This window comes from Paracidovorax sp. MALMAid1276 (assembly GCF_049198005.1).
GTDB lineage: Bacteria > Pseudomonadota > Gammaproteobacteria > Burkholderiales > Burkholderiaceae_C > Acidovorax.
Genome location: NZ_JBMIRS010000159.1, coordinates 14,677 through 37,562 on the forward strand (window position 1 = coordinate 14,677; position 22,886 = coordinate 37,562).

Here is a 22,886-nt window from a genome sequence, read left to right on the forward strand (position 1 = left end):
TCCCGGCCCACTGCGCCGTCGGGAAAGCAGGCAGGCACAATCCGGCCTGCTTTTTCTTTTGCGCCATCTCTTTTTTCCTTCGCTGTCCGGCATGTCCCTTCCTGCCTCTCCGCTGCGCGTCGCCGCAGCCCAATGTCCTGCAGCGCCTGGCGATGTGCAGCGCAACCTGCAGACGCACCTGCGCTTTGTGCACGCTGCCGCGCGGCTCGGCGTGCAAGTGCTGCTGTTCCCCGAGCTGTCGTTGATGGGCTATGAGCCCGACCTGCTGGCCGCCCACGTGATGGACCCCAGCCACCCCGCGCTGCAGGCCTTGCAGCAGGCGGCCCGCGACCACCGCATGGCCCTGGTGGTGGGCGGCCCGGCGGCGCCGCTTGCGGCGGGGGCACACCCCGCGATCGGCGCGTGGATGCTGGAGGCCGACGGAAGGGTGGCCCTGTACCGCAAGCGCCACCTGCATACCAGCGAAGAATGCTTTGCCAGCCCGGGTGCCGACGACGCCCTGGTCCTGCCCCTGGCGGGCGAGCCTGTGGGCCTGGCGGTGTGTGCCGACCTGACCCATGCCGCGCATGCCCAGGCCGCGCGCGCCGCTGGCGCCACGCTGTACGCGGCGGGTGCGCTGATCTCCGCCAATGGCTACCCCGCCGAATCCGCCCTGCTGCAAGGCTATGCGCGCGACCACGGCATGGCCGTGCTGCTGGCCAACTACAGCGGCCCTTCAGGGGGCTACGTAAGCGCGGGCCGCAGTGCCTTCTGGGCACCCGGTGGCCGGTGCGTGGCCGCCGCGCCGGACGATGCGCCCGGTGTGGTGTGGGCCCAGCGCAGCAGCCAGGACGAGTGGACGGGCGGCGTTCTGGGCGTGGCCCTTTCGGCATGAGCGCTGCACCCGCATGAACGCCACACGGGCCTTGTACTCGCTGCTGACCTGGTGCGCCCAGCCGCTGCTGCGCCGCAAGCTGCGGCGCCGCGCCGCGGCCGAGCCCGGCTATGCCCATGCCGTGGGCGAGCGCTTCGGGCGCTATCCACCCCCTGTGGACAGCCTGGTGCCCCACAGCACCACCGACCCGCTGGCGCGCTTTGTGTGGATCCATGCCGTCTCCCTGGGCGAAACCCGTGCCGCCGCCATCCTGCTGGCGCAGTTGCGCCAGCAACTGCCCGGCATGCGCCTGCTGCTGACCCATGGCACGGCCACCGGCCGCGCCGAGGGCGAGAAGCTGCTGCTGCCCGGCGACATGCAGGTGTGGCAGCCCTGGGACACGCCCGGCGCGGTGGCCCGGTTTCTGCGCAAGTTCCGCCCGGCCATCGGCATCCTGATGGAGACCGAGGTGTGGCCCAACCTGGTGGCGGGGTGCCGCGAGCGCGGTGTGCCGCTGGTGCTGGCCAACGCGCGCTTCAATGCCAGGTCGCTGGGCCGTGCGCTGCGGCTGGCGCCGCTGGCGAAGCCGGCCTATGCGGGCCTCACAGCCGCCTGGGCGCAGACCGACGACGACGCCGGGCGCCTGCGCGCTGTGGGCGCTCCGGTGCGCGGCGTGTTTGGCAACCTCAAGTTCGACGTGGTGCCCGACCCCGCCCAGATCGAACAAGGCCGCCAATGGCGTGCCCGGCTGGCGCGCCCCGTGGTGCTGCTGGCCAGCAGCCGCGAGGGCGAAGAGGCCTTGTGGCTTGAAAATTTCAGGAAAAAAATGGCTTCCGCGCTTACCAGTAAAGCGCCGACAGCTATCAATAGTGAAGCAGATGGCGCTGCAGCGCCGCTGGCCGGCGTGCAGTGGCTCATCGTGCCCCGACACCCCCAGCGCTTTGACGAGGTGCACCAGTTGCTGCAGCAAGCGGGGCTTTCGGTGTCGCGCCGCAGCAGCTGGGCCGTGCAGCCCGATGCGGCCGATGTGTGGTTGGGAGACTCGCTGGGCGAGATGGCGTTGTATTACGGCCTGGCCGACGCCGCCCTGCTGGGTGGCAGCTTTGCGCCGCTGGGCGGGCAGAACCTGATCGAAGCGGCGGCCTGCGGCTGCCCGGTGGTGCTGGGCCCGCACACCTTCAACTTTGCCGAAGCCGCAGAGCTGGCCTGCGCCGCCGGCGCGGCGCAGCGGGTGCCCGACATGGCAGTGGGGCTGGAGGAGGCCGTGCGGCTGGTGTCAGACCCCGCCGCACAGCTGGCCGCCAGCGAGCGGGCCACCCGGTTTGCAGCGGCCCACCGGGGTGCGGCAGCGGCCACGGCCCGGGCGGTGCTGGACGTGCTGACGCGTCAGCAGCCGTAGCCCGACCGCAAGGTTGGGCTCGCGGCCAAGCTCAAGGCCGCGCCAGCAGCGCGTTGATGGCCTCGATGTCCTGCTGCGTGAGGGTGCCCGCCGCCTGACGCAGCTTGAGCGTGCCCAGCAGCACGTTGTAGCGGGCCACGGCCAGGTCGCGCTTGGTCTGGAACAGCTGGCTTTGTGCATTGAGCACGTCGATGTTGATGCGCACGCCCACCTGGTAGCCCAGCTTGTTCGCGTCCAGCGCGCTCTGGCTCGATGCCTCTGCGGCCTGCAGCGCCTGCACCTGGCCCTGGCCGGACTGCACGCCGAAGAAGGCGCTGCGCGTGGCCTGCGCCACGTTGCGCCGGGTGGTCTCCAGGTCGGCAGCGGCCTTTTCCTCCAGCGCCAGGGTTTCCTTGATGCGGTTTTGCACCGCGAAACCGGCAAACAGCGGCAAATTGAAGGCCACGCCCACGCTGGCGCTGTTGGTGCGGCTGTTCACGCCGGGCGACGAAATAGTGCCGTGCGGGTTGCGGGTGACGTTATAGCCGGCCTGCAGGTCCACCGTGGGCAGATGCCCGGTCTCGGCCTTTTTGGTTTCGAGCCGCGCAATGTCGAGCGCCACCTGGGCCTGGCGCACGCCGGGTTGCAGCTCGCGGGCCGTGTCCACCCAGGTGTTCACGTTGTCGGGCTGCACGGTGGGCAGGCTCACGGGCAGGGCCAGTGGCCGGGGCTGGGTGCCGGTGATGCCCACCAGCTGGTCCAGCGCCAGCCGTTTCACGCGCAGGTCGTTCTCGGCCGCAATCTCCTGCGCGATCACCAGGTCGTAGCGGGCCTGGGCCTCGCGCGAGTCCGTCACCGTGGTGGTGCCGACCTCGAAGTTGCGCTTGGCGGCCGCCAGCTGTTCAGACACGGCTGCCTTCTGGGCCTGCACGAAGGTGAGCGTGTCCTGCGCGGCAAGTACGTCGAAATAGGCCTGGCTCACGCGCACCAGCAGGTCTTGCGTGGCCGCATCCAGCTGGGCCTGGGCCACGTCCACGCCGCGCTCGCCCTGCTGCAGGGTGATGCGGTTGGCGGGGCGAAACAGCGGCTGCGAGGCCTGCACGCCCACGGTCTGCTGCGTGCCGGTGTTCTCCACGGGCGGGCGGCTCAGCTCCACATTGGCGCGCGACAGGCCCGCCGTGAGTCCTGCGGTGGGCAGCAGGCCGGCGCGGGCCTGGTCGGCGCGGCGGCCGGCGGCGTCGAGCTGTGCGCGCGCGGACTGCCAGGCGGTGTCGTAGGTGCGGGCCGATTCCACCATTTCCAGCAGGCTCTGCGCCTGTGCGGGGGCGGCCAGCACGGCGCCCAGTGCCATGGTCAGAAGCGGCAGGGAGAAAGGCCGGAACGGGGTCATGAATGTCCTTCGGAAGGGGCTGCGGATGAGGGGAAAGCGGGGCGGGCAGGCACCGGCCTTTACACAGGCCATGCGCGACTCAACTCAATAGCGGGGCACGCCGGGGTCGCTTTCATGCGACCAGGCGTCGATGCCGCCGGAGATGTTGGCCAGATGCTCAAAACCGTTGTGCTGCAGGAACGCGGCCACCCGCAGGCTGCGTGCGCCGTGGTGGCACAGGCAGGCGATGGGGCGGGCGGGGTCCAGCTCATCCAGCCGCGTGGGCAGCTCGCCCATGGGGATGGCCACGAGGTCAAAACCCTCAGCGCGCACGCTGGCGGTCTGCAGCTCCCAGGGTTCGCGCACGTCCAGCACCAGGGGCCGGCTGCCTGCGGGCGCAGTGGCAAACCAGGCAGACAGCTCGGCGGGGCGGACGTGATCGATCATGCAGAACTCCGAAGGGCGAGACGAAAAATCAGAAGGTGAAGCCCGAAGGCTCGGGGAAGTGCGCGAGGCGCGGCGCGATGGTGTCCCAGGGCGAGGTGGTCTCGAACCGGTCGCCCGTGCGGCGCGTGACGGTGAAGCGCATGACGGGGTCATTGCCCACGATGGCGCCCAGGCGGCCACCGTCCTTGAGCAACGCCAGCAGGCTGTCGGGCACCTCGGCCACGGAGCCGCTGAGCAGGATCACGTCGAAGGGGCCGTCGGCAATGCCCACGTCGCGCGCACCATCGGCCTGGCGCACCTCGGCGTTCTGCACGCCGGCGTCGCGCAGGTTTTCGCGGGCCATTTCTGCCAGCTCGGGGTGGATTTCGAGCGACACCACCTGGTGGGCGCGGTGGGCCAGCAGTGCGGCCATGTAACCCGAGCCTGCGCCGATCTCGAGCACGCGGTCGGTGGGCAGAACCTGCAGGTCCTGCAGCATGCGGGCCTCGACGCGGGGCTGCAGCATGCTGTGGCCGCGGCGCACGGCTTCTTCGGCATCGGTGCCCAGCAAGGGCACCTCGATGTCCATGAACGCCATGCTGCGGTAGGCCGGGGGCACGAAGTCCTCGCGGCGCACCACGGCCAGAAGGTCCAGCACATCGGCGTCGAGCACGTTCCAGGGGCGGATCTGCTGCTCGATCATGTTGTAGCGGGCCTGGGCGACGGGGTCGCTGGTGTTGGCGAGGGTGTTCAGGGGCAGGTTCATGGAATTTCTCCCGGGGAGGGCGTGGGTCAGGACAAACCCTCGATTTTAGGGGGCGTTGCGTGTGCCGACCCGAACTTGCGGCGCGCCCAGGCGGCCAGGTCGTCCATGTAGCAATACACCACGGGCACCACCACCAGGGTGAGCAGCGATGACGTGATGACCCCGCCGATCACCGCCTGCCCCATGGGGGCGCGCTGCTCCGAGCCTTCCGACAGCGCAAACGCCAGCGGCACCATGCCGAAGATCATGGCCAGCGTGGTCATGAGGATGGGGCGCAGCCGGACGCGCGCCGCCAGCAGCAGGGCGTCGGCGCGGGGCAGGCCGGGCACCATGCGGCCCTCGTCGTCCAGGTGTTCCTCGCGGGCGCGGATGGCAAAGTCCACCAGCAGGATGGCGTTTTTGGTGACCAGCCCCATCAGCATCACCACGCCGATGATGGAGAACATCGACAGCGTGGAGCCGAACATCAGCAGCGCCAGCACCACGCCGATCAGCGTGAGCGGCAGCGAGGTCATGAGCGCGAGCGGCTGCAGGAAGCTCTTGAACTGGCTCGCCAGGATCATGTAGATGAAGATGATGGCCATGGCCAGCGCCGAGATGGCGTAGCCAAACGATTCGGCCATGTTCTTGGTCGAGCCGCCAAACTGGTAACGGTAGCCGGGCGGGAAGGCCACGGTGTCCAGCGCCTTCTTGATGTCGTTCGACACCTCGCCCGCAGAGCGCCGCGCCACGTTGGCGTTCACGGCCACTTCGCGGGTCAGGTCGCGTCGGTTGATCTGGTTGGCGCCGGTGGACTCGGTCACCGTGGCCACTTGGTTCAGGCGCACGATGCGCGTGCTGCCGTCGGCGCCCGTGAGCGAGAACGGCAGGCGCTCCAGGTCCTGCGGCGCCGTGCGGGCCTCGGGTGCGAGGCGCACGTTCACGTCGTAGGTCTGGTCGTCGGGCGCGCGCCAGTTGCCCACCGTGCTGCCTGCCACCAGCGTGCGCAGCGACGCCGCCATGGGCGCCACCGACAGGCCCAGGTCCGACGCCACGTCGCGCTTCACTTCCAGCGCGATCACCGGCTTGTTGGGCTTGAGGCTGGTGTCCAGGTCCACCAGGCCGGGGATGTCGCGGATCTTTTCGGTGACCACCTGGGTCAGGCGCTCCAGCTCCTGCAGGTCCGGGCCCTGCAGCGAGAACTCCACCTGCTTTTGGCCGCCCACGGCGTCCAGCAGTCCCACATGGGTGATGGTGATGCCGGGCACGGTCTTCAGGCGTTCGCGCAGCACGTCGGACATCTGGTCCACGCTGCGGCTGCGGTCCTTGCGGTCCACCAGGCGCACGTAGATATTGGCGTAGATCTTGCCCTGGGCGCTGCCGGTGTTGATGGTGGCCAGGGTGTAGCGCACCTCGGGCATCTCGCGCAGGATGCCTTCCACCTGCTTCGCCTTGGCCTCGGTGGCCTCCAGCGACGAGCCCACGGGGGTGTAGAAATTGAGGCTGGTCTCGGAAAAATCGGCCTTGGGCACGAATTCGGTGCCCAGCAGTGGCACCATGAAGATGCTCAGCACAAAGATGGCCAGCGCGATGCCCATGGTGGCCAGCTTGTGCACCAGTGACCACCGCAGGATGTGCTGGTAGCCCTCGGCCAGCGAATCTGTGGCGCGGTCGAACCAGCCGGTCACGCGCCCGACGGTCTTGTCGTAGAAGGTGACGGGCTGGGTGCGCTGCCCGTGCGCGTGGATGCTCGGGTCATGCCACACGCTCGACAGCATGGGGTCGAGCGTGAAGCTCACGAACATCGAGATCATCACCGCCGCCACGATGGTGATGCCGAATTCGTGGAAAAACTTGCCGATGATGCCGCCCATGAAGCCGATGGGCATGAACACCGCCACGATGGACAGCGTGGTGGCCAGCACCGCGAGGCCGATCTCCTGCGTACCGTCCATGGCGGCAGCGTAGGCGCCCTTGCCCATCTGCACGTGGCGCACGATGTTCTCGCGCACCACGATGGCGTCGTCGATCAACAGGCCCACGCACAGGCTCAGCGCCATCAGCGTGATCATGTTGATGGTGAAGCCGAACATGTTCATGAACAAAAAGGTGCCGATCAGCGCGATGGGCAGGGTGAGCCCCGTGATGACGGTGGAGCGCCAGGAGTTCAGGAACAAAAACACGATGAGCACCGTGAGCACCGCGCCTTCGATCAGCGTCTGGCGCACGTTGTTCACCGCCACGCGGATGGGGCGCGAGCTGTCGCCGATGGTTTCGAGCCGCACGCCCGGGGGCAGCTGGTTCTTCAGCTCGGCCACGGCCGCGTTCAGGCCGTCCACCACCTCGATGGTGTTCTCGCCCTGCGACTTCTGCACCGACAGCAGCAGCGTGCGCTGGCCGTTGTAGAGGGCCAGGCTTTCCACCTCTTGCGCACCGTCGTTCACGCGGGCGACCTGGTCCAGGCGCACCGGGGCCCCGTTCTTGCGGGCGACGATGATGCGGCCGAAGTCCTCGGGACGCTGCATGCGTGCGTCGATCTGCACCACACGCTCCTGCGCCAGCGAGCGGATCGCGCCCACGGGCAGGTCCTGGTTTTCGCTGCGCACGGCTTGCGCGACCTGGTCGGGCGTGACGCCGAAGGCTTCGAGCGCCTGCGGGTTCAGATAGATGTTGATCTCGCGCTTGGTGGCACCCACCAGGTTCACGGCGCCCACGCCGCGCACGTTCTCCAGTCGTTTTTTCAGCACCTGCTCGGACCAGGTGGTCAGCTCGACAGCGCTGCGGCCGGAGTCCGCTTCGGGCAGTACGGCCAGCGACCAGACGGCGCGGCTCGCGGGGTCAAAGCGCAGCACGCGCGGCTCCTTGACTTCGGTGCGCAGGGTGGGGCGCACGGTGGCCACCTTCTCGCGCACGTCCTCGGCGGCCTTGCGGCCGTCGATGTGCAGCTGGAACTCGATGATGACGACGGCCGTGCCCTCATAGCTGCGCGAGGTGAGGGCGTTGATACCGGCAATCGAATTGACGCCTTCCTCGATTTTCTTGGTGACCTCGCTCTCCACGATCTCGGGCGAGGCACCCGGGTAGTCCACGGTGACCACCACGACGGGGAAATCGATGTTGGGAAACTGATCGACCTTGAGGCGCTGGTACGAAAACAGGCCGAGCACGACGATGGCAAGCATCACCATCGTGGCGAACACGGGGTTCTTCAGGCTGACTTGGGTGAACCACATGGCGCGGTCAGGGCTTGGCGGCCGATGCTGCCGCACTGGCGGCGGGGCGCGCTGCGACTGCGGCCCCGGCGGCCACGGCAGTGCCTTCACGCAACGGGCCGATGCGCCCGGCAATGGCCTGGGTGCCCGCAGGCGCTCCTTCCACGGCCACCAGCGTCTGGCCGTCTGCCACCGTGCGCAGGCCCAGCTTCACGGGCACATGGGCCACACGGCCGTCTTGCACGGCCTGCAGGTACGGGGTGGGCTTATCGGTGCGCACGGCGTCCAGCGGCACCGCCAGCACCTCGGCGCGGCCGGTGGCCAGCGTGCCTTGCACAAACAGCCCCTGGCGCAGGGCTGCAGCGCCCGCCGGCTGTTCGATGCGCAGAAACACGGGCACGGTGCGGCTGCCGGCCTGGGCGCTCGGGCTGATGCGGGCCACGGTGGCGGTCACGGGCGCGGGGACGCCCTCGATCGACAGCTGCGCCGTCTGGCCCACGCGCACGGCCACGGAATCGGCCGGGGTGATCAGCGCTTCAAGCTCCAGGCGCGACAGGTCGACCACCTCGACGATGCGTGCGTCGACCGACACGCGCTCGCCTGGCTGGGCCAGGCGCTGCGCCACCTGTCCGCTGATGGGACTCCTGAGCACCGTGTCCTCCAGCGCCTTGCGCGCCACGTCTGCGGCCGCCACGGCGGCCTGGTAGGTGGACTGCGCCGCTTCGAGGCTGGCCTGGGAGGTGACCAGCGCCGTGGGCGAAATGAATCCCTGGTCCACCAGGGCGCGGTTGTTGGTGTACTGGCGCTGATTGATGTCCACCTGCGATTTGGCCGCATCGGCCTGCTGCTGTGCCTGGCGCAGCCGGGCCCGTGCCTCGGTGGGGTCGATGCGGGCGATCTCCTGGCCTGCCTTCACGGGGTCGCCTTCGCGCAGGGTCAGCCCCTGCAGTTCACCGCCCACCCGGGCCTTGACCATGGCGGTTTCGACCGCGCGCAGCGACCCGGAAACCGGCACCCCCAGGTTCAGCGTGCGCTGTTGCACCGTCACCAGTTCGTCGGCCGCCAGTTGCAGCGGTGCGGCGGCCGCAGCGCGGGCTGCAGAGGCCGCCTGGGCCTGCTGTGCCTGCCGCGCCGCCATGGCACGCCACACGCCAGCGCCCAGCGCTGCCAGCACGGCGGCAGCCACCACCCAGGAGATCCAGCGTTTCATGGTGTTCAGAGCGAAGAAGAAGAAAGAGGGGGGGGAGAAGAAGGGGAAAGCGGCGATGCGGGCACGACGCCGGTCCCGTGCGGTGCGGCGCACAGGCCGTGCAGCAGGGCTTCCAGATGTGCGGCGATGTATTTCTCCGGCACGAACCCGGCGCCCTCGGGCACGCAGGCGCCCACCGAGTGCTTCCACATCATCAGGAAAATCATGGGCGCCACCACCACATAGGCGACATGGGTCAGATCGAGGGCGCGGAACTCGCCGCTGTCGATGCCGCGCTGCAGGATGCGGCGCAGCAGCGCCTGCGCGGGCTGGATCACCTCGTGCTGGTAGAACAGCGTGAGTTCGGGGAAATTCTGGGCCTCGCTGATCATCAGCTTGGTGATGCCCGACGCCTTGGTGCAGCCGATGCGCTCCCACCACACTTTGTAGCAGTAGCGCAGCAGGTCGCTGGCGCTGCCTTCGAAGCTCTCCAGCTCGTCATTCCATTCGGCAAAGCGGCCGGCGATGTTTTCGCGCACCACCGCCTTGAACAGCTCTTCCTTGCTGGGAAAGTACAGAAACAAGGTGCCCTTGGACACGCCGGCGCGCGATGCCACTTCGTCCACGCGCGTGGCAGCAAAGCCCTTCTCGACAAAAAGCTCCAGCGCCGCTTCCAGCAGCTCGCCGGGGCGCGCTTCCTTGCGCCGCTCGCGCTTGGAGGCGGCCGCAGCGCCCGTCGGAACGGTGGAGGAGGGGGGTGGGGCAGAGGAAGGCAACGCGGGTGTTCTTAATGACTGACCGGTTAGTAATGTAGTCAATGTGCCGAACAGCGTCAACGGTGCGTCTGGCGTCTACCGAAAAATACCCCTCAGCGTCGTCGCTGCGAGGCGTGGCAATTCGCAGATAGTCCGCTTTGGCACGAGGGTTGCTTCAGGTGGCAGGTCCGCCGCGCTGAAATCGGACGCATTGCAAATGTCTACCCCACAACGAACATTTGCCCTTAAATGTCTTATTGACAGGACATTAGAACTATTTCTACTATGACCGCCATGTCTGCCAAGAACCTGCCGCTGCCCAAGTACCACCAGATCTATCTGGTGCTGCGCGAGCAGCTGCAGGAGGGGCAGTTTGCCGATGGCCTTCCCGGTGAGCTGGCGTTGATGCAGCAGTTCGCTGTGGCGCGTGTGACGGTGCGGCGGGCGCTGGAGTTGCTGGAAGGCGAGGGCATGATTTCGCGCGAGCCCGGCAGAGGCACTCGGCCATTGGCGCCAGCGGCGGCACCGGCCACCGTGGACGGTACCGACGGGCAAGGCAGCCGCGCCCGTTTGACCGGACTGCTGGAGAACCTGGTCAGCATGGGTCTGCGCACTTCGGTAAAGGTGCTGGATGTAGATACCGTGACGGCATCCCGTGCGGTGGCTGACGCGTTGCAGCTCGCTGTGGGCGATTCCGTGCAGAAAGCGGTACGCGTGCGCAGCACCAAGGAAGGGCCACTGTCCCACATCACCACCTATGTGCCCGCTGAAATCGCCCGCCAGTTCGGGCGGCGTGAACTGGCACGCAAACCCATCCTGTTGCTGCTGGAAGAGTCCGGCGTGAAGGTCGGTCGCGCGCACCAAACCATTTCGGCCAAACTGGCCGATGCCGTGGTGGCGCGGCACCTTGATGTCTCGGTGGGCTCTGCACTGCTGGCGGTACGCCGTCTGATCTATGACGACCAGGAGCGCCCCGTGCAATGGCTGCACGGCCTGTACCGGCCGGACCGCTACGAATACGAAATGCAGCTGTCCCGCGTGGGCAGCATCGACGCCAAGGTCTGGGTCAGCAAAGAGCTCTCCGCCCAGTTCCACTGAATTCCTTCCCCACCTCAACCCAACCTACCTGACAGGAGAATGCCCATGAGTACTCGCCGCCATTTCATGACCCAGTCGGCCGCCGCCGCGTCGGCACTGGCCTTCCCCCTGGTGGGCGGCGCGCAGGCCAGGTCCGTCAAGGTGGGGGTGCTGCACCCCGTGACGGGTGCACTGGCCTATTCGGGCCAGCAGTGCCGCGAAGGCGCGATGATGGCCATCGAAGACATCAACAAGGCGGGCGGCATCAAGGCGCTCGGTGGCGCGAAGATCGAACCGCTGCTGGGCGACGCGCAGTCCCAGCCCCAGGCAGGCGCGGCCGAAGTCGAGAAGATGAATGAAGCGGGCGTGTCGGCCGTCGTGGGTGCCTTTGCTTCAGCCATCTGCCTGGCCACCACCCAGGCTGCTGCCAAATACAACCTGCCGCACATCGTGGATGTGGGGGTGGCAGACCAGATCGTCGAACGCGGGCTGAAAAACACATTCCGCTTCGGCCCCGGATACAGAAAATGCGCCGAGACGGCCGTGGCCAATCTGCACGTGCTGAACACCGCCGCCGGCAAGCCGGCCAAGACGGTGATGATCATTCACGAGGAATCGTTGTTCGGCACCGGCACGGCGCAACTGCTGGCGCGCGAGCTGCCGGGCTATGGCTACGAGGTCAAGGAGATCGTCAAGCACGCCAACCCCACGCGCGACTTCAACAACATCGTGTTGCGCATGAAGGCGATCAACCCCGACATCGTCATCCCCGCCAACTACTACAACGAGTACGCGTTGCTGGTGCGCACCATGCAGCAGCAGAAGGTCACGCCCAAGGCCATCTATTCGGTGCTGGGCGGTGCGGCGTCGAGTTACAAGTTCGTCAAGGAGTTCCCGGACGCGGCCAACGGCATCATCGACTGCAACCACTGGTTCAACCCCAAGGACAAGCGCGCACAAGACCTGAAGAAGCGGGTGGAGGCCAAGGGCCTGTTCTTCAGCTACGAGCTGTTCATGACGTACACATCGATGTGGCTGCTGGCCGATGCGCTGGAGCGCGCCAAGTCCATGGACCGCGCAGCCCTGATCGACGCGCTGGAAAAGAGCACCTTTGCCGACCACATCATGCCGTACGGCCCGACCCAGTTCGTCAATGGACAGAACCAGGGGGCGCAGCCGCTGATGACCCAGGTGCTGAACAAGGACATCAAGGTCATCATCCCGCGCGACTACCGCGAAGCGGATCCGCTTTTCCCACTGAAGGCCTGACACCCACCACTTTCGGCCCTGAATGCAGGGGCTGCGGGGTGCTCCCACGCGGGGCGCCAGGCCGCGCCTTTGCCCGAACGCCGGACTCCACACACATGTTCGAGCTCAGCATCCTCTTCCCATCCGTCCTGAACGGCCTGACGACCGGCGCGGTCTATGCCCTGATCGCGCTCGGGCTCACGCTGATCTACGGCGTGCTGCACATCATCAACTTCGCGCATGGCGCATCGCTGATGCTGGCGCTGTACGCGGTGTACCTGCTCAAGCAGCACTTCGGGCTGGACCCTTATCTGGCGCTGCCCATCCTGGTGCCCGGCATGTTCGCCCTGGGCTACGCGCTGCAGCGCCTGGTCATCAACCGCGCCAGCCATGGCAAGGACGAGAACATCCTGCTGGTCACGCTGGGCATTTCCATCGTGATGGAGAACCTGGCGCTGCTGTTTTTCAAATCCGACACGCGCACCATCGAGACGGCCTACACGCTCACCACCGTGGCGGTGGGCCCGGCCATGATCGCCTTGCCCAAGCTGGTCGCATTTGTCGGCGCTCTGGTGGTGTCGGCCGTGCTGCTGTGGATCGTGGGTCGCACCGACCTGGGCCGTGCCATCCGCGCCGTGGCCAAGGAAAAACACGGCGCCAAGCTCATGGGCATCAACGTGGACCATGTGTATGCGATGAGCTTTGGCATCGGCCTGGCCTGCCTGGGCGCGGCCGCGTGCTTTTTGCTGCCGGCGTACTACGTGAACCCCCAGGTAGGCAGCGGCTTTGTGCTGGTGGCATTCACCATCGTGGTGCTGGGCGGCATGGGCAGCTTTGCCGGCGCGCTGGTGGGTGGTTTGCTGATCGGCGTGGTGGAGTCGCTCGGCGGCCTGTACCTGGGCGAATCACTGGGGCAGATCGGCATCTTTGCCATCTTCATCGCCGTGCTGCTGTTCCGCCCGCAGGGCTTGTTTGGAGCCAAGGCATGAAACAGCTTGCAAGCATTGGATTGTTTGCCGTCGTCGTGGCGGCCATCGCGGCGTTCTCCGACTCCGGCGTCTTGCTCAACTTCGTGATGATGTCGCTCTACGCGGCGCTGCTGGCGCAGGCGTGGAACATCCTCGGGGGCTTTGGCGGCCAGTTCTCGTTCGGGCACGCACTGTTCTTCGGCACGGGGGCCTATATCCAGGCCATTGCGCAGATGCAGGGCGGCATCAACCCCTGGATGGCCTTGCCCATGGCGGTGGCTGGCAGCGCGCTGGTGGGGCTGTTCGTGGGTGGTCTGTCGTTCCGCTACGGGCTCAAGGGCTCGTACTTCGCGCTGGTCACGCTGGCGTTTGCCGAGGTGTTTCGCATTCTGGCGCTGTCGGTGCCGTTCACCGGCGCCGGTGTGGGTCTGATGCTGCCGCTCAAGGAGTCGCTCTCCAACATGCAGTTCGGCTCGCGCAAGGGCTTTGTATATCTGATCCTGGCGCTGGTCACGCTGGCGCTGCTGGTCAGCTGGTGGCTCAAGAACTCGCGCTTTGGTGCGTGGCTGCAGGCCGTGCGCGACAACGAGGACGCGGCGCGCGCCATCGGCGTCAACCCCTTCGGCGTGAAGATGGGCGCCATCGCCATATCCGGCGGATTCATGGGTGCGGCCGGGGCGTTTTACGTGCAGGTGTTCCAGTACATCGACCCGGGCATCGCCTATGGCTCGGCCACCTCGGTGGAGGCGCTGGTGGCCGCGATCGTGGGGGGCATCGGCACCGTCTGGGGCCCGGTGCTGGGGGCGCTGGTGCTGCACGTCCTGGCCGACATCACCCGCAACCTGTTCGGCCAGCTGCCGGGCATCAACATGGTGATTTACGGCGTGGTGCTGGTGCTCATCGTGATGTTCCTGCCCCGTGGCATTGCGGGCATCGGGCAGTCGGTGGTGGCGGTGTGGAAACGTTCGGGAGGCCGCCATGGCGAATGAACTGTTGCAGCTCAGCGCGCTGAGCAAATCGTTCGGGGGCCTGAAAGCCGTGCAGAACGTGAGCCTGGCGGTGCCAGAAGGCTCGCTGACCGCGCTCATCGGCCCCAATGGCGCGGGTAAGACCACGCTGTTCGCGCTGATGTCGGGCTTTGTGCGGCCGGATGCAGGCACGGTGCGCTTTGCGGGCCAGGACATCACCGGCCAAGCCCCGCACCTGAACGCCCGTCTCGGCATGACGCGCACCTTCCAGATCGTGCAGCCTTTCGCGGCGCAGACCGTGCGCGAAAACATTGCGGTGGGCGCGCACCTGAAGGAGCCCAGCCGCCGCGCCGCGCTGGCGCTGGCCAGTGACGTGGCAGCCCGCGTGGGCCTGGCCCCTCAGCTGGACAAACCTGCAGCCGACCTGACCGTGGCCGGCCGCAAGCGTCTGGAGCTGGCGCGCGCGCTGGCGACCCGACCGCGCCTGCTGCTGCTCGATGAAGTGCTGGCCGGCCTCAATCCCCAGGAGATTGCCGAGATGATTCCCGTGGTGCGCGGTATTGCCGAGGGCGGCGTGACCGTGTTGATGATCGAACACGTGATGCAGGCCGTGATGAACCTGGCCGAGCATGTGTGGGTGCTGGCCCAGGGCCAGCTGATTGCCGAGGGCAGCCCTGGCGCGGTGACATCGGACGAGCGCGTGATCGAGGCCTACCTGGGGCACGGCACGGCGGCACGCCTGCGCGCGGCGGCAGCGAAGGACACGGCATGAGCAATACCCGTACTTCGCCGGCATCCAGCCCTTTGCTCAGCGTGACAGGCCTGCGCGGCGGCTATGGCCGCGTCGAGGTCTTGCGCGGTGTGGACCTTCAGGTCCAGCCCGGCGAAACCGTGGCCCTGCTGGGCAGCAACGGCGCGGGCAAGTCCACCTTCAACAACGTGGTCTGTGGCATCTACAAGGCCTGGGCTGGTTCCGTTGCTTTCGGCGGTGCCGACCTGAGCGGTGCCCACTACACGGAGGTCGTCCAGGCCGGCCTGATCCAGGTGCCCGAGGGGCGCAAGATTTTCCCCAACCTCAGCGTGCTCGAGAACCTGGCGCTGGGCAGCTTCACCCGGGCGCGAGAGCGCCGGGCCGACAACATCGAGAAGGTCTTTGCGACGTTCCCGCGCCTGAAGGAGCGCACCTCCCAGCTGGCCGGCACCATGAGCGGCGGCGAGCAGCAGATGCTGGCCATTGGCAGAGGCTTGATGGCCGAACCCCGCTTGCTGATCCTGGACGAGCCCTCCCTGGGCCTGTCGCCCCTGCTGGTCGAGGAAATGTTCGGCCTGATTCGCCAGCTGCGCGCAACCGGCCTGGCTGTGCTGCTGGTCGAGCAGAACGTGGGCCAGTCGCTGGAGATCGCGGACCGCGCCTACGTGATGGAAAACGGGAGCATCCGCTTTGCGGGCGCGCCGGATGAGCTGTTGCGCAGCGACGATCTGCGGCGCGCCTATCTGGGGATGTAGACAACTGTCCGAAGGCACGCCGAGGCCTGCACGCTGATTCCAGGAGACACCACATGATCCAACGCCGTCACGTCCTCAAAGCCGTCGCTCCCCTGTCTGCCGCACTTCTCGGCGGTCGGGCATGGGCGCAGTCCACGCCCATTCGCATCCTGGTCGGTGCGCCAGCGGGAGGCTCCACCGACACCCTCGCGCGCACCTTGTCGCAAGAAATGGGGCGCCTTCTGGGGCGCACCATCATTGTCGAAAACCGGCCCGGAGCGGGCGGCAACATTGCCGCCGATGCGGTGGCCAAGGCTGCACCTGATGGCAACACGCTGCTCATGAGCTTTACCAGCCATGCGATCAACGCCAGCCTGTACAAGACGCTGCCCTTCGACCCCGTCAAGGACTTCACGCCCCTGACCTGCGTGGCCACCTCGCCCTCGGTGCTGGTGGCCCATCCCTCATTGCCCGCCAACAATGTGCGCGAGCTGATCGCGCTGGCCAAAGCCAAACCGGGCAAGCTCAACTTCGCGATCGGCGCGGTGGGCTCATCGCTGCATCTGGCAGGTGACGCCTTCAAGATGCAGTCGGGCGCCTATATCGTGAACATCCCGTACCGGGGCACGGCGCCGGCCCTGCAGGATGTGCTGGCCGGGCAGGTGGAGCTGATGTTCGCCGCCGTGGGGAACGCGCAGGCCCAGGTGCGTGCCGGCAAACTGAAGGCGCTGGGGGTGACGAGTGCGCAGCGGCTGCCGGCCTTTCCGGATGTGCCGGCCATTGCGGAGGTGCTGCCCGGCTACGAGTCCAGCGCGTGGTTCGGCCTGTTCGGCCCCGGCCAGATGCCGCCCGAACTGGCTCGGCGCATCAGCGACGCAGCCCGCCAGGCCATCGCATCGCCCGATGTGAAGAAGCGCCTGGAGCACGAGGGCGCCGTTCCCGTGGGCAACAGCCCCGAAGAATTCGCGCGCTTCGTGCAGGCCGAGATCCCGCGCTGGGCCAGGGTCGTGCAGTTTTCGGGGGCCAAACCCGAATGAGCCTTTCCATCCGCTCTCCGAGCACGCTGGCGCAGAAGCTGGTGGCCCGCGCCAGCGGCCGTGCCAGCGTCACGCCGGGTGAAATCGTCAACTGCCGTGTGGACCTGGCCATGTTCCACGACTCGTCCGGCCCCCGGCGCCTCAAGCCCATGCTCGACGAGCTGGGGGCACAGATCTGGGACAAGTCCCGCGTGGTCCTGGTCATGGACCACTACCTGCCCGAGCGCGACGATGAATCCCGCCGCATCGTGCGCATCGCCCGCGATTGGGCGCGCGAGCAGGCCTTGCCCCATGTGTATGACGGCCAGGGCATCTGCCATGTGGTGGTGCCCCAGCACGGCCACATCCGGCCCGGCATGTTCTGCGTGGGCGGCGACTCGCATTCGCCCACGGGCGGCGCCTTTGGCGCCTACATGTTCGGCATTGGCAGCACCGAAATGCTGGGTGTCGTCGTCACCGGCGAAATCTGGCTGCGCGTGCCCCACACCCTGCAGATGCACTGGAGCGGCCAGCTGGCCCCGGGCGTGACCGCCAAGGACATGATGCTGCACATGATTGGCCGCTTTGGCATGAATGGCGGCCAGTACCAGGCCGTGGAATTTGCCGGGCCGGCCGTGCAGGCGCTGGGCATGCAGGAGCGCATGACCCTGTCCAACATGAGCGCCGAGCTGGGTGCCCAGGCCGGGCTGATTGCCCCCGACGCCACGACAAGCGACTGGCTACGGGCGGCGGGTGTGTCTGATGCGGACCTGCAGGGGCTGGAAACCTGGCGCACGGACGAGGGCGCGGCCCTGACGCGCCACACGTTTGATGCCAGCACGCTCACGCCGCAGGTCGCCGCGCCGCACAGCCCCGCCAACGCCGCGCCGGTGGCGCAGCACGCAGGGCAGGGCATCGACGTGGCCTACATCGGCGCCTGCACCGGTGCCAAGCTCGATGACCTGCGCGCCGCTGCGGCCGTGCTGCGCGGAAAGCAGGTGGCCAGTGGCGTGCGCCTGATGGTGGCACCCGCCAGCCAGCAGGACCAGGCCGCTGCGCGCGCCGAAGGCGTGCTGCAGGTGCTGCAGGACGCAGGGGCCGAGCTGTTCCCCACCACCTGCGGTGCCTGCGCGGGCTATGGCGACACGGTGGGCGATGCCACCACCGTCATCTCCAGCACCGCGCGCAATTTCAAGGGCCGCATGGGCTCACCCACGGCGCAGGTGTACCTGGCTTCGCCTTACACCGTGGCGGCGTCGGCGCTGCGTGGCTGCATCACCGACCCCCGGGAGGTTCTGGCATGACGAACCTCCATCGCGTCTGGAAGCTGGGTGCCGACATCGACACCGATGTACTCGCCCCCGGCCACGCCATGAAGCACGGCATTGACGTGCTGGCGCGCCACTGCCTCGAATCCGTGCGCCCCGACTTTGTGGGGGGCGTGCGCAAGGGCGACGTGATCGTGGCCGGGCCCAACTTCGGCATCGGCTCGTCGCGCGAGCAGGCGGCTGCTGTGCTGGTGCGCCTGGGCGTGGCGGCGGTGATTGCGCCGTCGTTCAGCGGCCTGTACTTTCGCAATGCGTTCAACCTGGGCCTGCTGCTGCTGACCTGCCCCGAGGCCGAGGCCATCGGGGAGGGGGAGGGCATCACTCTGAACGAGCAGACACCATCGGTCACCACTGCCCAGGGGCGGGTGCTGGCCTGCGACCCGATTCCCCCGTTTCTTTTGGACATGGTGCGCGCCGGTGGGCTGATGAACCAGCTGCGCGCCCGCTTTGGCAAGGAGCCCCTGCATGGCTGAACACACACCCACCCCGCCGCCCATGGACCCGGTCACCCTGGCCGTGTTGCGCGGCCGCCTGGAACAGATCGCCGACGAGATGGACGCCACGCTGTACCGCAGCGCGTTCAACCCCATCATTGCGGAGGCGCACGATGCCTGCCACGGCCTGTACGACGCCACCACGGGTGACACGCTGGTGCAGGGCAAGTCGGGCCTGCCGGTGTTTGTCGGGGCGATGGCCTTTGCCGTGCGCGCGGCCATGCGGGCGGCGGGCGAGCGCGGCGGCATCACGGCGGGGGATACCTGGTTGTTCAACGACCCCTACGAGGGCGGCACCCACGCCAACGACTTCAAGCTGGTGCGCCCGTTCTTTCGCAACGGCCAGTTGTTCTGCTTTCTGGCATCGGCCGCGCACTGGCACGACGTGGGCGGCAACGTGCCCGGCAACTACAACCCGGCCGCCACCGAATGCTGGCAGGAGGCGGTGCAGATTCCGCCCGTGCGCATCGTGCGCGGCGGGGTGTTTGACGACGACGTGCTCGCCATCCTCAAGGCCAACACCCGGCTGCCGGACAGCCTGTGGGGCGACCTGAACGGCCAGCTCGCGGCCCTGGATCTGGGCGAGCGCCGCCTGCACGACCTGCTGGACCAGTACGCCGATGCCCAGGTGCAGCAGGCCATGGGCGAGCTGCGCACGCGCGCCGTCAAGCTCATGCAGTCGCATATCGCGGCGCTGCCCGACGGTCGATACAGCTTCAGTGACATCCTGGACAACGACGGCGTCAAGGACGAGCCGCTGACGATTGCGCTCGACATGACGGTGCAGGGCGAGCGCCTGACGCTGGACTTTTCCCGCACCTCGCCCCAGTGCGCGGGGCCGGTCAACATCTCGCGCGCCACGGCGATTGCCGCGTGCTACGTGGCGCTCAAGCATCTGTTCCCCGATGTGCCCGCCAACGCAGGCGTGCTCGATGCGGTGGACTTTGTGCTGCCCGAGGGCCTGGTCATCAGCGCCGCACGGCCGCGCCCCGTGGGTGGCTACACCGAAACCATCCTGCGCATGATCGACGTGATCTTCAGCGCCGCCGCGCAGGCCGCCCCGCAGCGCGCCATGGCCCAGGCGTACGGCACCATCAATGCCCTGTCCATCGCCGGGCTGCGCACCGACGCCGCGCGCAAGGGCCAGCGCTGGGTGATGTTCAGCTTCTTCGGCGGCGGCCATGGCGGGCACAGCGATGGCGATGGCCTGAGCCACGGCAACGCGCCCATCTCCACCGCCACCATTCCGCCGCTCGAAATTCTGGAGGCCGCCTACCCGGTGCGCTTCACGCAATGGGCACTGCGGCCCGATTCGGGCGGCGACGGCCAGCACCGGGGCGGCCTGGGCGCGATCTATGAGATCGAGTTGCTGGAGCAGGACGCCGAGGTGTTCATCTTTGGTGAACGTGGCAAGGCATCGCCTCAAGGGATTTCGGGCGGTAGCGCTGGTGCATCCAACGTATTCAGCTATGAAAACAGTAGTGAATGGAAGCAGCCACCCATGCGCTCCAAGATGATTGGCATCCGCCTCCAGCAAGGCGAGCGCGTGCGGCTGGAAACCCCTGGCGGTGGCGGCTACGGCGCCCCGGCTGCACGGAGCGCGACAGCGCGTGAAAAGGATCTGGCGATGGGCTACGTCACAGCCCCCGCCGCAGCGAAAGGCAAGGCATGAGCGACAGCAAGGGTTTGGACGGCGCGTCGTACGTCGTCGGCGTGGACGTGGGCGGCACCTTCACTGACCTGTTCGTGCTGGACGAGCGCGACGGCAGCGCCCGCATCGTCAAGGTGCCCAGCACACGGGGCGAGGAGGCGCGCGGTTTCATGAACGGTGTGGCGCGTGTGGCTGACTCGGCCGCGCAGATCGCCACCATCGTGCACGGCACCACCGTGGGCACCAATGCGCTGCTGGAGCGCAAGGTGGCACGCACCGGCATCATCACCACACGCGGCTTTCGCGATGTGCTGGAGATGCGCCGCCGCGACCGGCCGCAGACCTGGGGCCTGCGCGGCAGCTTCGAGCCCATCGTGCCGCGCAACCTGCGGCTGGAGGTGGACGAGCGCGTGCTGGCCGATGGCACGGTGCACGCGCCGGTGGACATCGAGCAAGTCCAGGCCCAGGCCCGCGCGCTGCTGGAGGCCGGTTGCGAGGCCGTCTGTGTGTTCTTCATCAACACCTACGCCAACCCGGCCAACGAACAGGCCGCCGTGGCCGCCGTGCGCAGCGTGTGGCCCAACCCGCATGTGACGGCCGCCAGCGAGGTGCTGCCCGAAATCCGTGAGTTCGAGCGCTGCTCCACCGCCACGCTCAATGCCGCCCTGCAGCCCGTGGTGGGCAGCTACCTGCAGCGGCTGGAGGGCGACCTGCGCACGCAGGGCTTTGGCGGCGAGCTGCTCATCGTGCAGAGCAACGGCGGCGTGATGTCGCGCCAGACGGCCTGCGACGTGCCCGTGCGCACCGCGCTCTCGGGCCCGGCGGCGGGCGTGATCGCCTGCGCGGCCATTGCACGTGCGGCAGGCTTCCCCGATGTGATCACCGGCGACATGGGCGGTACCTCGTTCGACGTGTCCCTCGTGGCCAAGGGCGAGGCGGCCTTGGCCGCGCAGACGGCCATCGAGTTCGGCATGGTCGTGCGCTCGCCCATGATCCAGATCGAGACCATTGGTGCGGGTGGTGGCTCCATTGCCTCGGTCGACGCCAGCGGCATGCTGCAGGTGGGCCCCGAGTCGGCCGGTAGCATCCCGGGCCCGGCCTGCTATGGCCGGGGCAACACCCGCCCCACGGTGACGGATGCGAATGTGCTGCTGGGCCGCATTGCTGCCGACCGGCCGCTGGGCGGTGGCCTGCTGGCCGCCATGGACGCGCAAAAGTCGCGCGACGCCATCGCAACCCATGTCGCCCAGCCGCTGGGCCTGGACGTGATGGCGGCCGCCGAAGCCATCCTCACGGTCGCCAATGCCAAGATGGCGGGCGCCGTGCGGGTGGTGTCCATCGAGCGCGGGCACGACCCGCGCCAGTTCGCCTACATGCCCTTTGGCGGCGGCGGCGCGCTGCATGTGTGCGCCATGATGCGCGAAGTGGGCGTGGGCACGGGCATCGTGCCGCGCTACCCCGGCGTCACGTCTGCCCTGGGCTGTGTGATGGCCGACATGCGCCACGACGCGGTGCAGACGCTGAACAAGCCCCTGGCCGACCTGGACGTGGCCGACCTGCGCCAGCGCGTGGCCACCCTTGCAGCCACCTGCCAGCAGCGGCTGGATTCGGCGGGTGTGAAGTTTGTCGAAGTGCAGGAGATCATCGCGCTGGACATGCTCTACGCCGGGCAGACCCACACCGTGCAAGTGCCAGTGGCGGCCGACGCGCTGAGCCATGAAGGCATCCGCGCCGCGTTCGAGGCCGCCTACCGCGCTGCCTTTGGCCGCGTTCTCGACGGCATTGCGGTGCGGGTGATGAATCTGCGCTACGCCCGCGTGGGCGTGCGCCCCAAGTTTGATCTGACGGTGCTGGCCCCGCAGACCACCACGGTCAACCCGTCGCTGGGCGTGCAGCGCGTGTTCCACGCCGGCCGCTGGTGGGACGCCGCGCGCCACGCACGGCTGGACCTGCCCGTGGGCACCCGCATCGACGGCCCGGCCATCCTGGAGCAGCCCGACACCACGGTGTGGCTGGAGCCTGGCTTCAGCGCCACGGTCGATCCGCTGGGCAATCTGCTGGTGCGGGCCGGCGGGGAGGGCGCGGCATGAGTCACGCTGCTGTCGACCCGCGCCACACGGCGCTGGTCATCATCGACCTGCAAAACGACTTTCTGGCGCCGGATGGTGCCTACGCACGCGGCGGCGCGGTGAGCGCTGCCGCCCAGGCCTTGCCGCCCCGGGTGGCGGCGGTGGCCAAGGCACTCAAGGCGGCGGGCGGCATGGTGGTGGGCAGCCAGTTCACGCTGTGGCCTGACGCACAGGGCGAGCCCATGGTGTCGCCCCACCTCAAAGCCTTGCGCCCGTTTCTGCGGCGCGGCGACTTTGCCCCCGGCAGCACCGGACAGGCCCATGTGCCCGAGATCGCAGCGTGGGTGGATGTGTCGGTGTGCAAGGTGGCGTATTCGGCTTTCTTCAACACCCAGCTCGACTGGGTGCTGCGCCGCGCGGGCATCACCACCGTGGCGGTGTGCGGCATCGTCACCAACGGCGGCGTGGCCAGCACGGTGCGCGATGCGCACATGCGCGACTACCAGACGCTGGTGCTGTCCGACGGCTGCGCCGCCTTCAAGCAAGAGGTGCACGACACCTCCCTGGCCGACATGGCCAACGTGGCCCAGGTGCTGACCTGTGCCGACTTTGCGGGCGCCGTGACTGCCGCTGTTGCGGCCCCTTCCGCATGAAT

The 22,886-nt window shown here is 67.9% G+C and carries 20 protein-coding genes; 14 read left to right on the top strand and 6 right to left on the bottom strand.

Annotated elements, in window-relative coordinates; genetic code table 11:
- Positions 1-91: 91 nt before the first annotated feature.
- Positions 92-874 (top strand): carbon-nitrogen hydrolase family protein, encoded by a 783-nt coding sequence (locus tag ACOQFS_RS10765; protein WP_421562873.1) that lies wholly within the window; start codon positions 92-94, stop codon positions 872-874.
- Between the two features lie 13 nt (positions 875-887).
- Positions 888-2,252: a 3-deoxy-D-manno-octulosonic acid transferase gene (locus ACOQFS_RS10770; protein WP_421562874.1), complete on the top strand. Its 1,365-nt coding sequence runs from the start codon at positions 888-890 to the stop codon at positions 2,250-2,252.
- A gap of 31 nt (positions 2,253-2,283) precedes the next feature.
- Here the strand turns inward: ACOQFS_RS10770 and ACOQFS_RS10775 are convergent, their stop codons facing one another.
- The 6 genes from ACOQFS_RS10775 to ACOQFS_RS10800 form a co-directional block, all read right to left on the bottom strand.
- A complete protein-coding gene (locus ACOQFS_RS10775; protein ID WP_421562875.1) occupies positions 2,284-3,621 on the bottom strand; it encodes a TolC family outer membrane protein in 1,338 nt (445 codons plus the stop codon).
- Positions 3,622-3,705: 84 nt separating this feature from the next.
- Positions 3,706-4,047, bottom strand: a complete 342-nt coding sequence (locus ACOQFS_RS10780) for a rhodanese-like domain-containing protein (RefSeq protein ID WP_421562876.1) — start codon at positions 4,045-4,047, stop codon at positions 3,706-3,708.
- 28 nt (positions 4,048-4,075) lie between these two features.
- A complete protein-coding gene (locus ACOQFS_RS10785) occupies positions 4,076-4,792 on the bottom strand; it encodes a protein-L-isoaspartate O-methyltransferase family protein (protein ID WP_421562877.1) in 717 nt (238 codons plus the stop codon).
- 26 nt (positions 4,793-4,818) lie between these two features.
- The gene (locus tag ACOQFS_RS10790; protein WP_421562878.1) at positions 4,819-8,004 is read right to left on the bottom strand and encodes an efflux RND transporter permease subunit; all 3,186 of its coding nucleotides are present in this window, start codon (positions 8,002-8,004) and stop codon (positions 4,819-4,821) included.
- A gap of 7 nt (positions 8,005-8,011) precedes the next feature.
- Positions 8,012-9,193: an efflux RND transporter periplasmic adaptor subunit gene (locus tag ACOQFS_RS10795; protein ID WP_421562879.1), complete on the bottom strand. Its 1,182-nt coding sequence runs from the start codon at positions 9,191-9,193 to the stop codon at positions 8,012-8,014.
- Between the two features lie 5 nt (positions 9,194-9,198).
- Positions 9,199-9,948 carry a TetR/AcrR family transcriptional regulator gene (locus ACOQFS_RS10800; RefSeq protein ID WP_421562880.1) on the bottom strand — a complete coding sequence of 250 codons (750 nt, stop codon included), beginning with the start codon at positions 9,946-9,948 and terminating at the stop codon, positions 9,199-9,201.
- Positions 9,949-10,212: 264 nt separating this feature from the next.
- On the opposite strand from ACOQFS_RS10800, the gene ACOQFS_RS10805 reads away from it, so the two are divergent.
- The 12 genes from ACOQFS_RS10805 to ACOQFS_RS10860 all read left to right on the top strand — a co-directional run bounded on the left by ACOQFS_RS10805 (position 10,213) and on the right by ACOQFS_RS10860 (position 22,884).
- A complete protein-coding gene (locus ACOQFS_RS10805) occupies positions 10,213-11,025 on the top strand; it encodes a GntR family transcriptional regulator (RefSeq protein ID WP_421562881.1) in 813 nt (270 codons plus the stop codon).
- 45 nt (positions 11,026-11,070) lie between these two features.
- Positions 11,071-12,273 (top strand): ABC transporter substrate-binding protein, encoded by a 1,203-nt coding sequence (locus tag ACOQFS_RS10810; protein ID WP_421562882.1) that lies wholly within the window; start codon positions 11,071-11,073, stop codon positions 12,271-12,273.
- 95 nt (positions 12,274-12,368) lie between these two features.
- Positions 12,369-13,241, top strand: a complete 873-nt coding sequence (locus ACOQFS_RS10815; RefSeq protein ID WP_421562883.1) for a branched-chain amino acid ABC transporter permease — start codon at positions 12,369-12,371, stop codon at positions 13,239-13,241.
- Entirely contained in the window at positions 13,238-14,209 is a 972-nt protein-coding gene (locus ACOQFS_RS10820) for a branched-chain amino acid ABC transporter permease (protein WP_421562884.1), read from the top strand. The genes ACOQFS_RS10815 and ACOQFS_RS10820 overlap by 4 nt, the downstream gene beginning before the upstream one ends.
- Entirely contained in the window at positions 14,199-14,960 is a 762-nt protein-coding gene (locus tag ACOQFS_RS10825) for an ABC transporter ATP-binding protein (RefSeq protein ID WP_421562885.1), read from the top strand. Before ACOQFS_RS10820 ends, ACOQFS_RS10825 begins: the two co-directional genes overlap by 11 nt.
- On the top strand, positions 14,957-15,694 hold the full coding sequence (locus ACOQFS_RS10830; protein ID WP_421562886.1) for an ABC transporter ATP-binding protein: 738 nt from the start codon (positions 14,957-14,959) through the stop codon (positions 15,692-15,694). The genes ACOQFS_RS10825 and ACOQFS_RS10830 overlap by 4 nt, the downstream gene beginning before the upstream one ends.
- Before the next feature lie 53 nt (positions 15,695-15,747).
- Positions 15,748-16,710: a tripartite tricarboxylate transporter substrate binding protein gene (locus ACOQFS_RS10835; RefSeq protein WP_421562887.1), complete on the top strand. Its 963-nt coding sequence runs from the start codon at positions 15,748-15,750 to the stop codon at positions 16,708-16,710.
- Entirely contained in the window at positions 16,707-17,993 is a 1,287-nt protein-coding gene (locus ACOQFS_RS10840; RefSeq protein WP_421562888.1) for a 3-isopropylmalate dehydratase large subunit, read from the top strand. Before ACOQFS_RS10835 ends, ACOQFS_RS10840 begins: the two co-directional genes overlap by 4 nt.
- A complete protein-coding gene (locus tag ACOQFS_RS10845) occupies positions 17,990-18,490 on the top strand; it encodes a 3-isopropylmalate dehydratase (protein ID WP_421562889.1) in 501 nt (166 codons plus the stop codon). Before ACOQFS_RS10840 ends, ACOQFS_RS10845 begins: the two co-directional genes overlap by 4 nt.
- Positions 18,483-20,183 (top strand): hydantoinase B/oxoprolinase family protein, encoded by a 1,701-nt coding sequence (locus tag ACOQFS_RS10850; protein ID WP_421562890.1) that lies wholly within the window; start codon positions 18,483-18,485, stop codon positions 20,181-20,183. Before ACOQFS_RS10845 ends, ACOQFS_RS10850 begins: the two co-directional genes overlap by 8 nt.
- Positions 20,180-22,252, top strand: a complete 2,073-nt coding sequence (locus ACOQFS_RS10855) for a hydantoinase/oxoprolinase family protein (RefSeq protein ID WP_421562891.1) — start codon at positions 20,180-20,182, stop codon at positions 22,250-22,252. The genes ACOQFS_RS10850 and ACOQFS_RS10855 overlap by 4 nt, the downstream gene beginning before the upstream one ends.
- A complete protein-coding gene (locus tag ACOQFS_RS10860) occupies positions 22,249-22,884 on the top strand; it encodes a cysteine hydrolase family protein (RefSeq protein ID WP_421562892.1) in 636 nt (211 codons plus the stop codon). Before ACOQFS_RS10855 ends, ACOQFS_RS10860 begins: the two co-directional genes overlap by 4 nt.
- Positions 22,885-22,886: the final 2 nt, after the last annotated feature.

What these genes read in the sequence shown, in the direction of transcription:
- ACOQFS_RS10855 (WP_421562891.1), top strand. Translation starts at nt 20,180, where the DNA reads ATGAGCGACAGCAAGGGTTTGGACGGCGCGTCGTACGTCGTCGGCGTG.
- ACOQFS_RS10835 (WP_421562887.1), top strand. Translation starts at nt 15,748, where the DNA reads ATGATCCAACGCCGTCACGTCCTCAAAGCCGTCGCTCCCCTGTCTGCC.
- ACOQFS_RS10815 (WP_421562883.1), top strand. Translation starts at nt 12,369, where the DNA reads ATGTTCGAGCTCAGCATCCTCTTCCCATCCGTCCTGAACGGCCTGACG.
- ACOQFS_RS10780 (WP_421562876.1), bottom strand. Translation starts at nt 4,047, where the DNA reads ATGATCGATCACGTCCGCCCCGCCGAGCTGTCTGCCTGGTTTGCCACT.
- ACOQFS_RS10765 (WP_421562873.1), top strand. Translation starts at nt 92, where the DNA reads ATGTCCCTTCCTGCCTCTCCGCTGCGCGTCGCCGCAGCCCAATGTCCT.
- ACOQFS_RS10845 (WP_421562889.1), top strand. Translation starts at nt 17,990, where the DNA reads ATGACGAACCTCCATCGCGTCTGGAAGCTGGGTGCCGACATCGACACC.
- ACOQFS_RS10770 (WP_421562874.1), top strand. Translation starts at nt 888, where the DNA reads ATGAACGCCACACGGGCCTTGTACTCGCTGCTGACCTGGTGCGCCCAG.
- ACOQFS_RS10830 (WP_421562886.1), top strand. Translation starts at nt 14,957, where the DNA reads ATGAGCAATACCCGTACTTCGCCGGCATCCAGCCCTTTGCTCAGCGTG.
- ACOQFS_RS10790 (WP_421562878.1), bottom strand. Translation starts at nt 8,004, where the DNA reads ATGTGGTTCACCCAAGTCAGCCTGAAGAACCCCGTGTTCGCCACGATG.
- ACOQFS_RS10795 (WP_421562879.1), bottom strand. Translation starts at nt 9,193, where the DNA reads ATGAAACGCTGGATCTCCTGGGTGGTGGCTGCCGCCGTGCTGGCAGCG.
- ACOQFS_RS10775 (WP_421562875.1), bottom strand. Translation starts at nt 3,621, where the DNA reads ATGACCCCGTTCCGGCCTTTCTCCCTGCCGCTTCTGACCATGGCACTG.
- ACOQFS_RS10840 (WP_421562888.1), top strand. Translation starts at nt 16,707, where the DNA reads ATGAGCCTTTCCATCCGCTCTCCGAGCACGCTGGCGCAGAAGCTGGTG.
- ACOQFS_RS10850 (WP_421562890.1), top strand. Translation starts at nt 18,483, where the DNA reads ATGGCTGAACACACACCCACCCCGCCGCCCATGGACCCGGTCACCCTG.
- ACOQFS_RS10785 (WP_421562877.1), bottom strand. Translation starts at nt 4,792, where the DNA reads ATGAACCTGCCCCTGAACACCCTCGCCAACACCAGCGACCCCGTCGCC.
- ACOQFS_RS10860 (WP_421562892.1), top strand. Translation starts at nt 22,249, where the DNA reads ATGAGTCACGCTGCTGTCGACCCGCGCCACACGGCGCTGGTCATCATC.
- ACOQFS_RS10805 (WP_421562881.1), top strand. Translation starts at nt 10,213, where the DNA reads ATGACCGCCATGTCTGCCAAGAACCTGCCGCTGCCCAAGTACCACCAG.
- ACOQFS_RS10820 (WP_421562884.1), top strand. Translation starts at nt 13,238, where the DNA reads ATGAAACAGCTTGCAAGCATTGGATTGTTTGCCGTCGTCGTGGCGGCC.
- ACOQFS_RS10825 (WP_421562885.1), top strand. Translation starts at nt 14,199, where the DNA reads ATGGCGAATGAACTGTTGCAGCTCAGCGCGCTGAGCAAATCGTTCGGG.
- ACOQFS_RS10810 (WP_421562882.1), top strand. Translation starts at nt 11,071, where the DNA reads ATGAGTACTCGCCGCCATTTCATGACCCAGTCGGCCGCCGCCGCGTCG.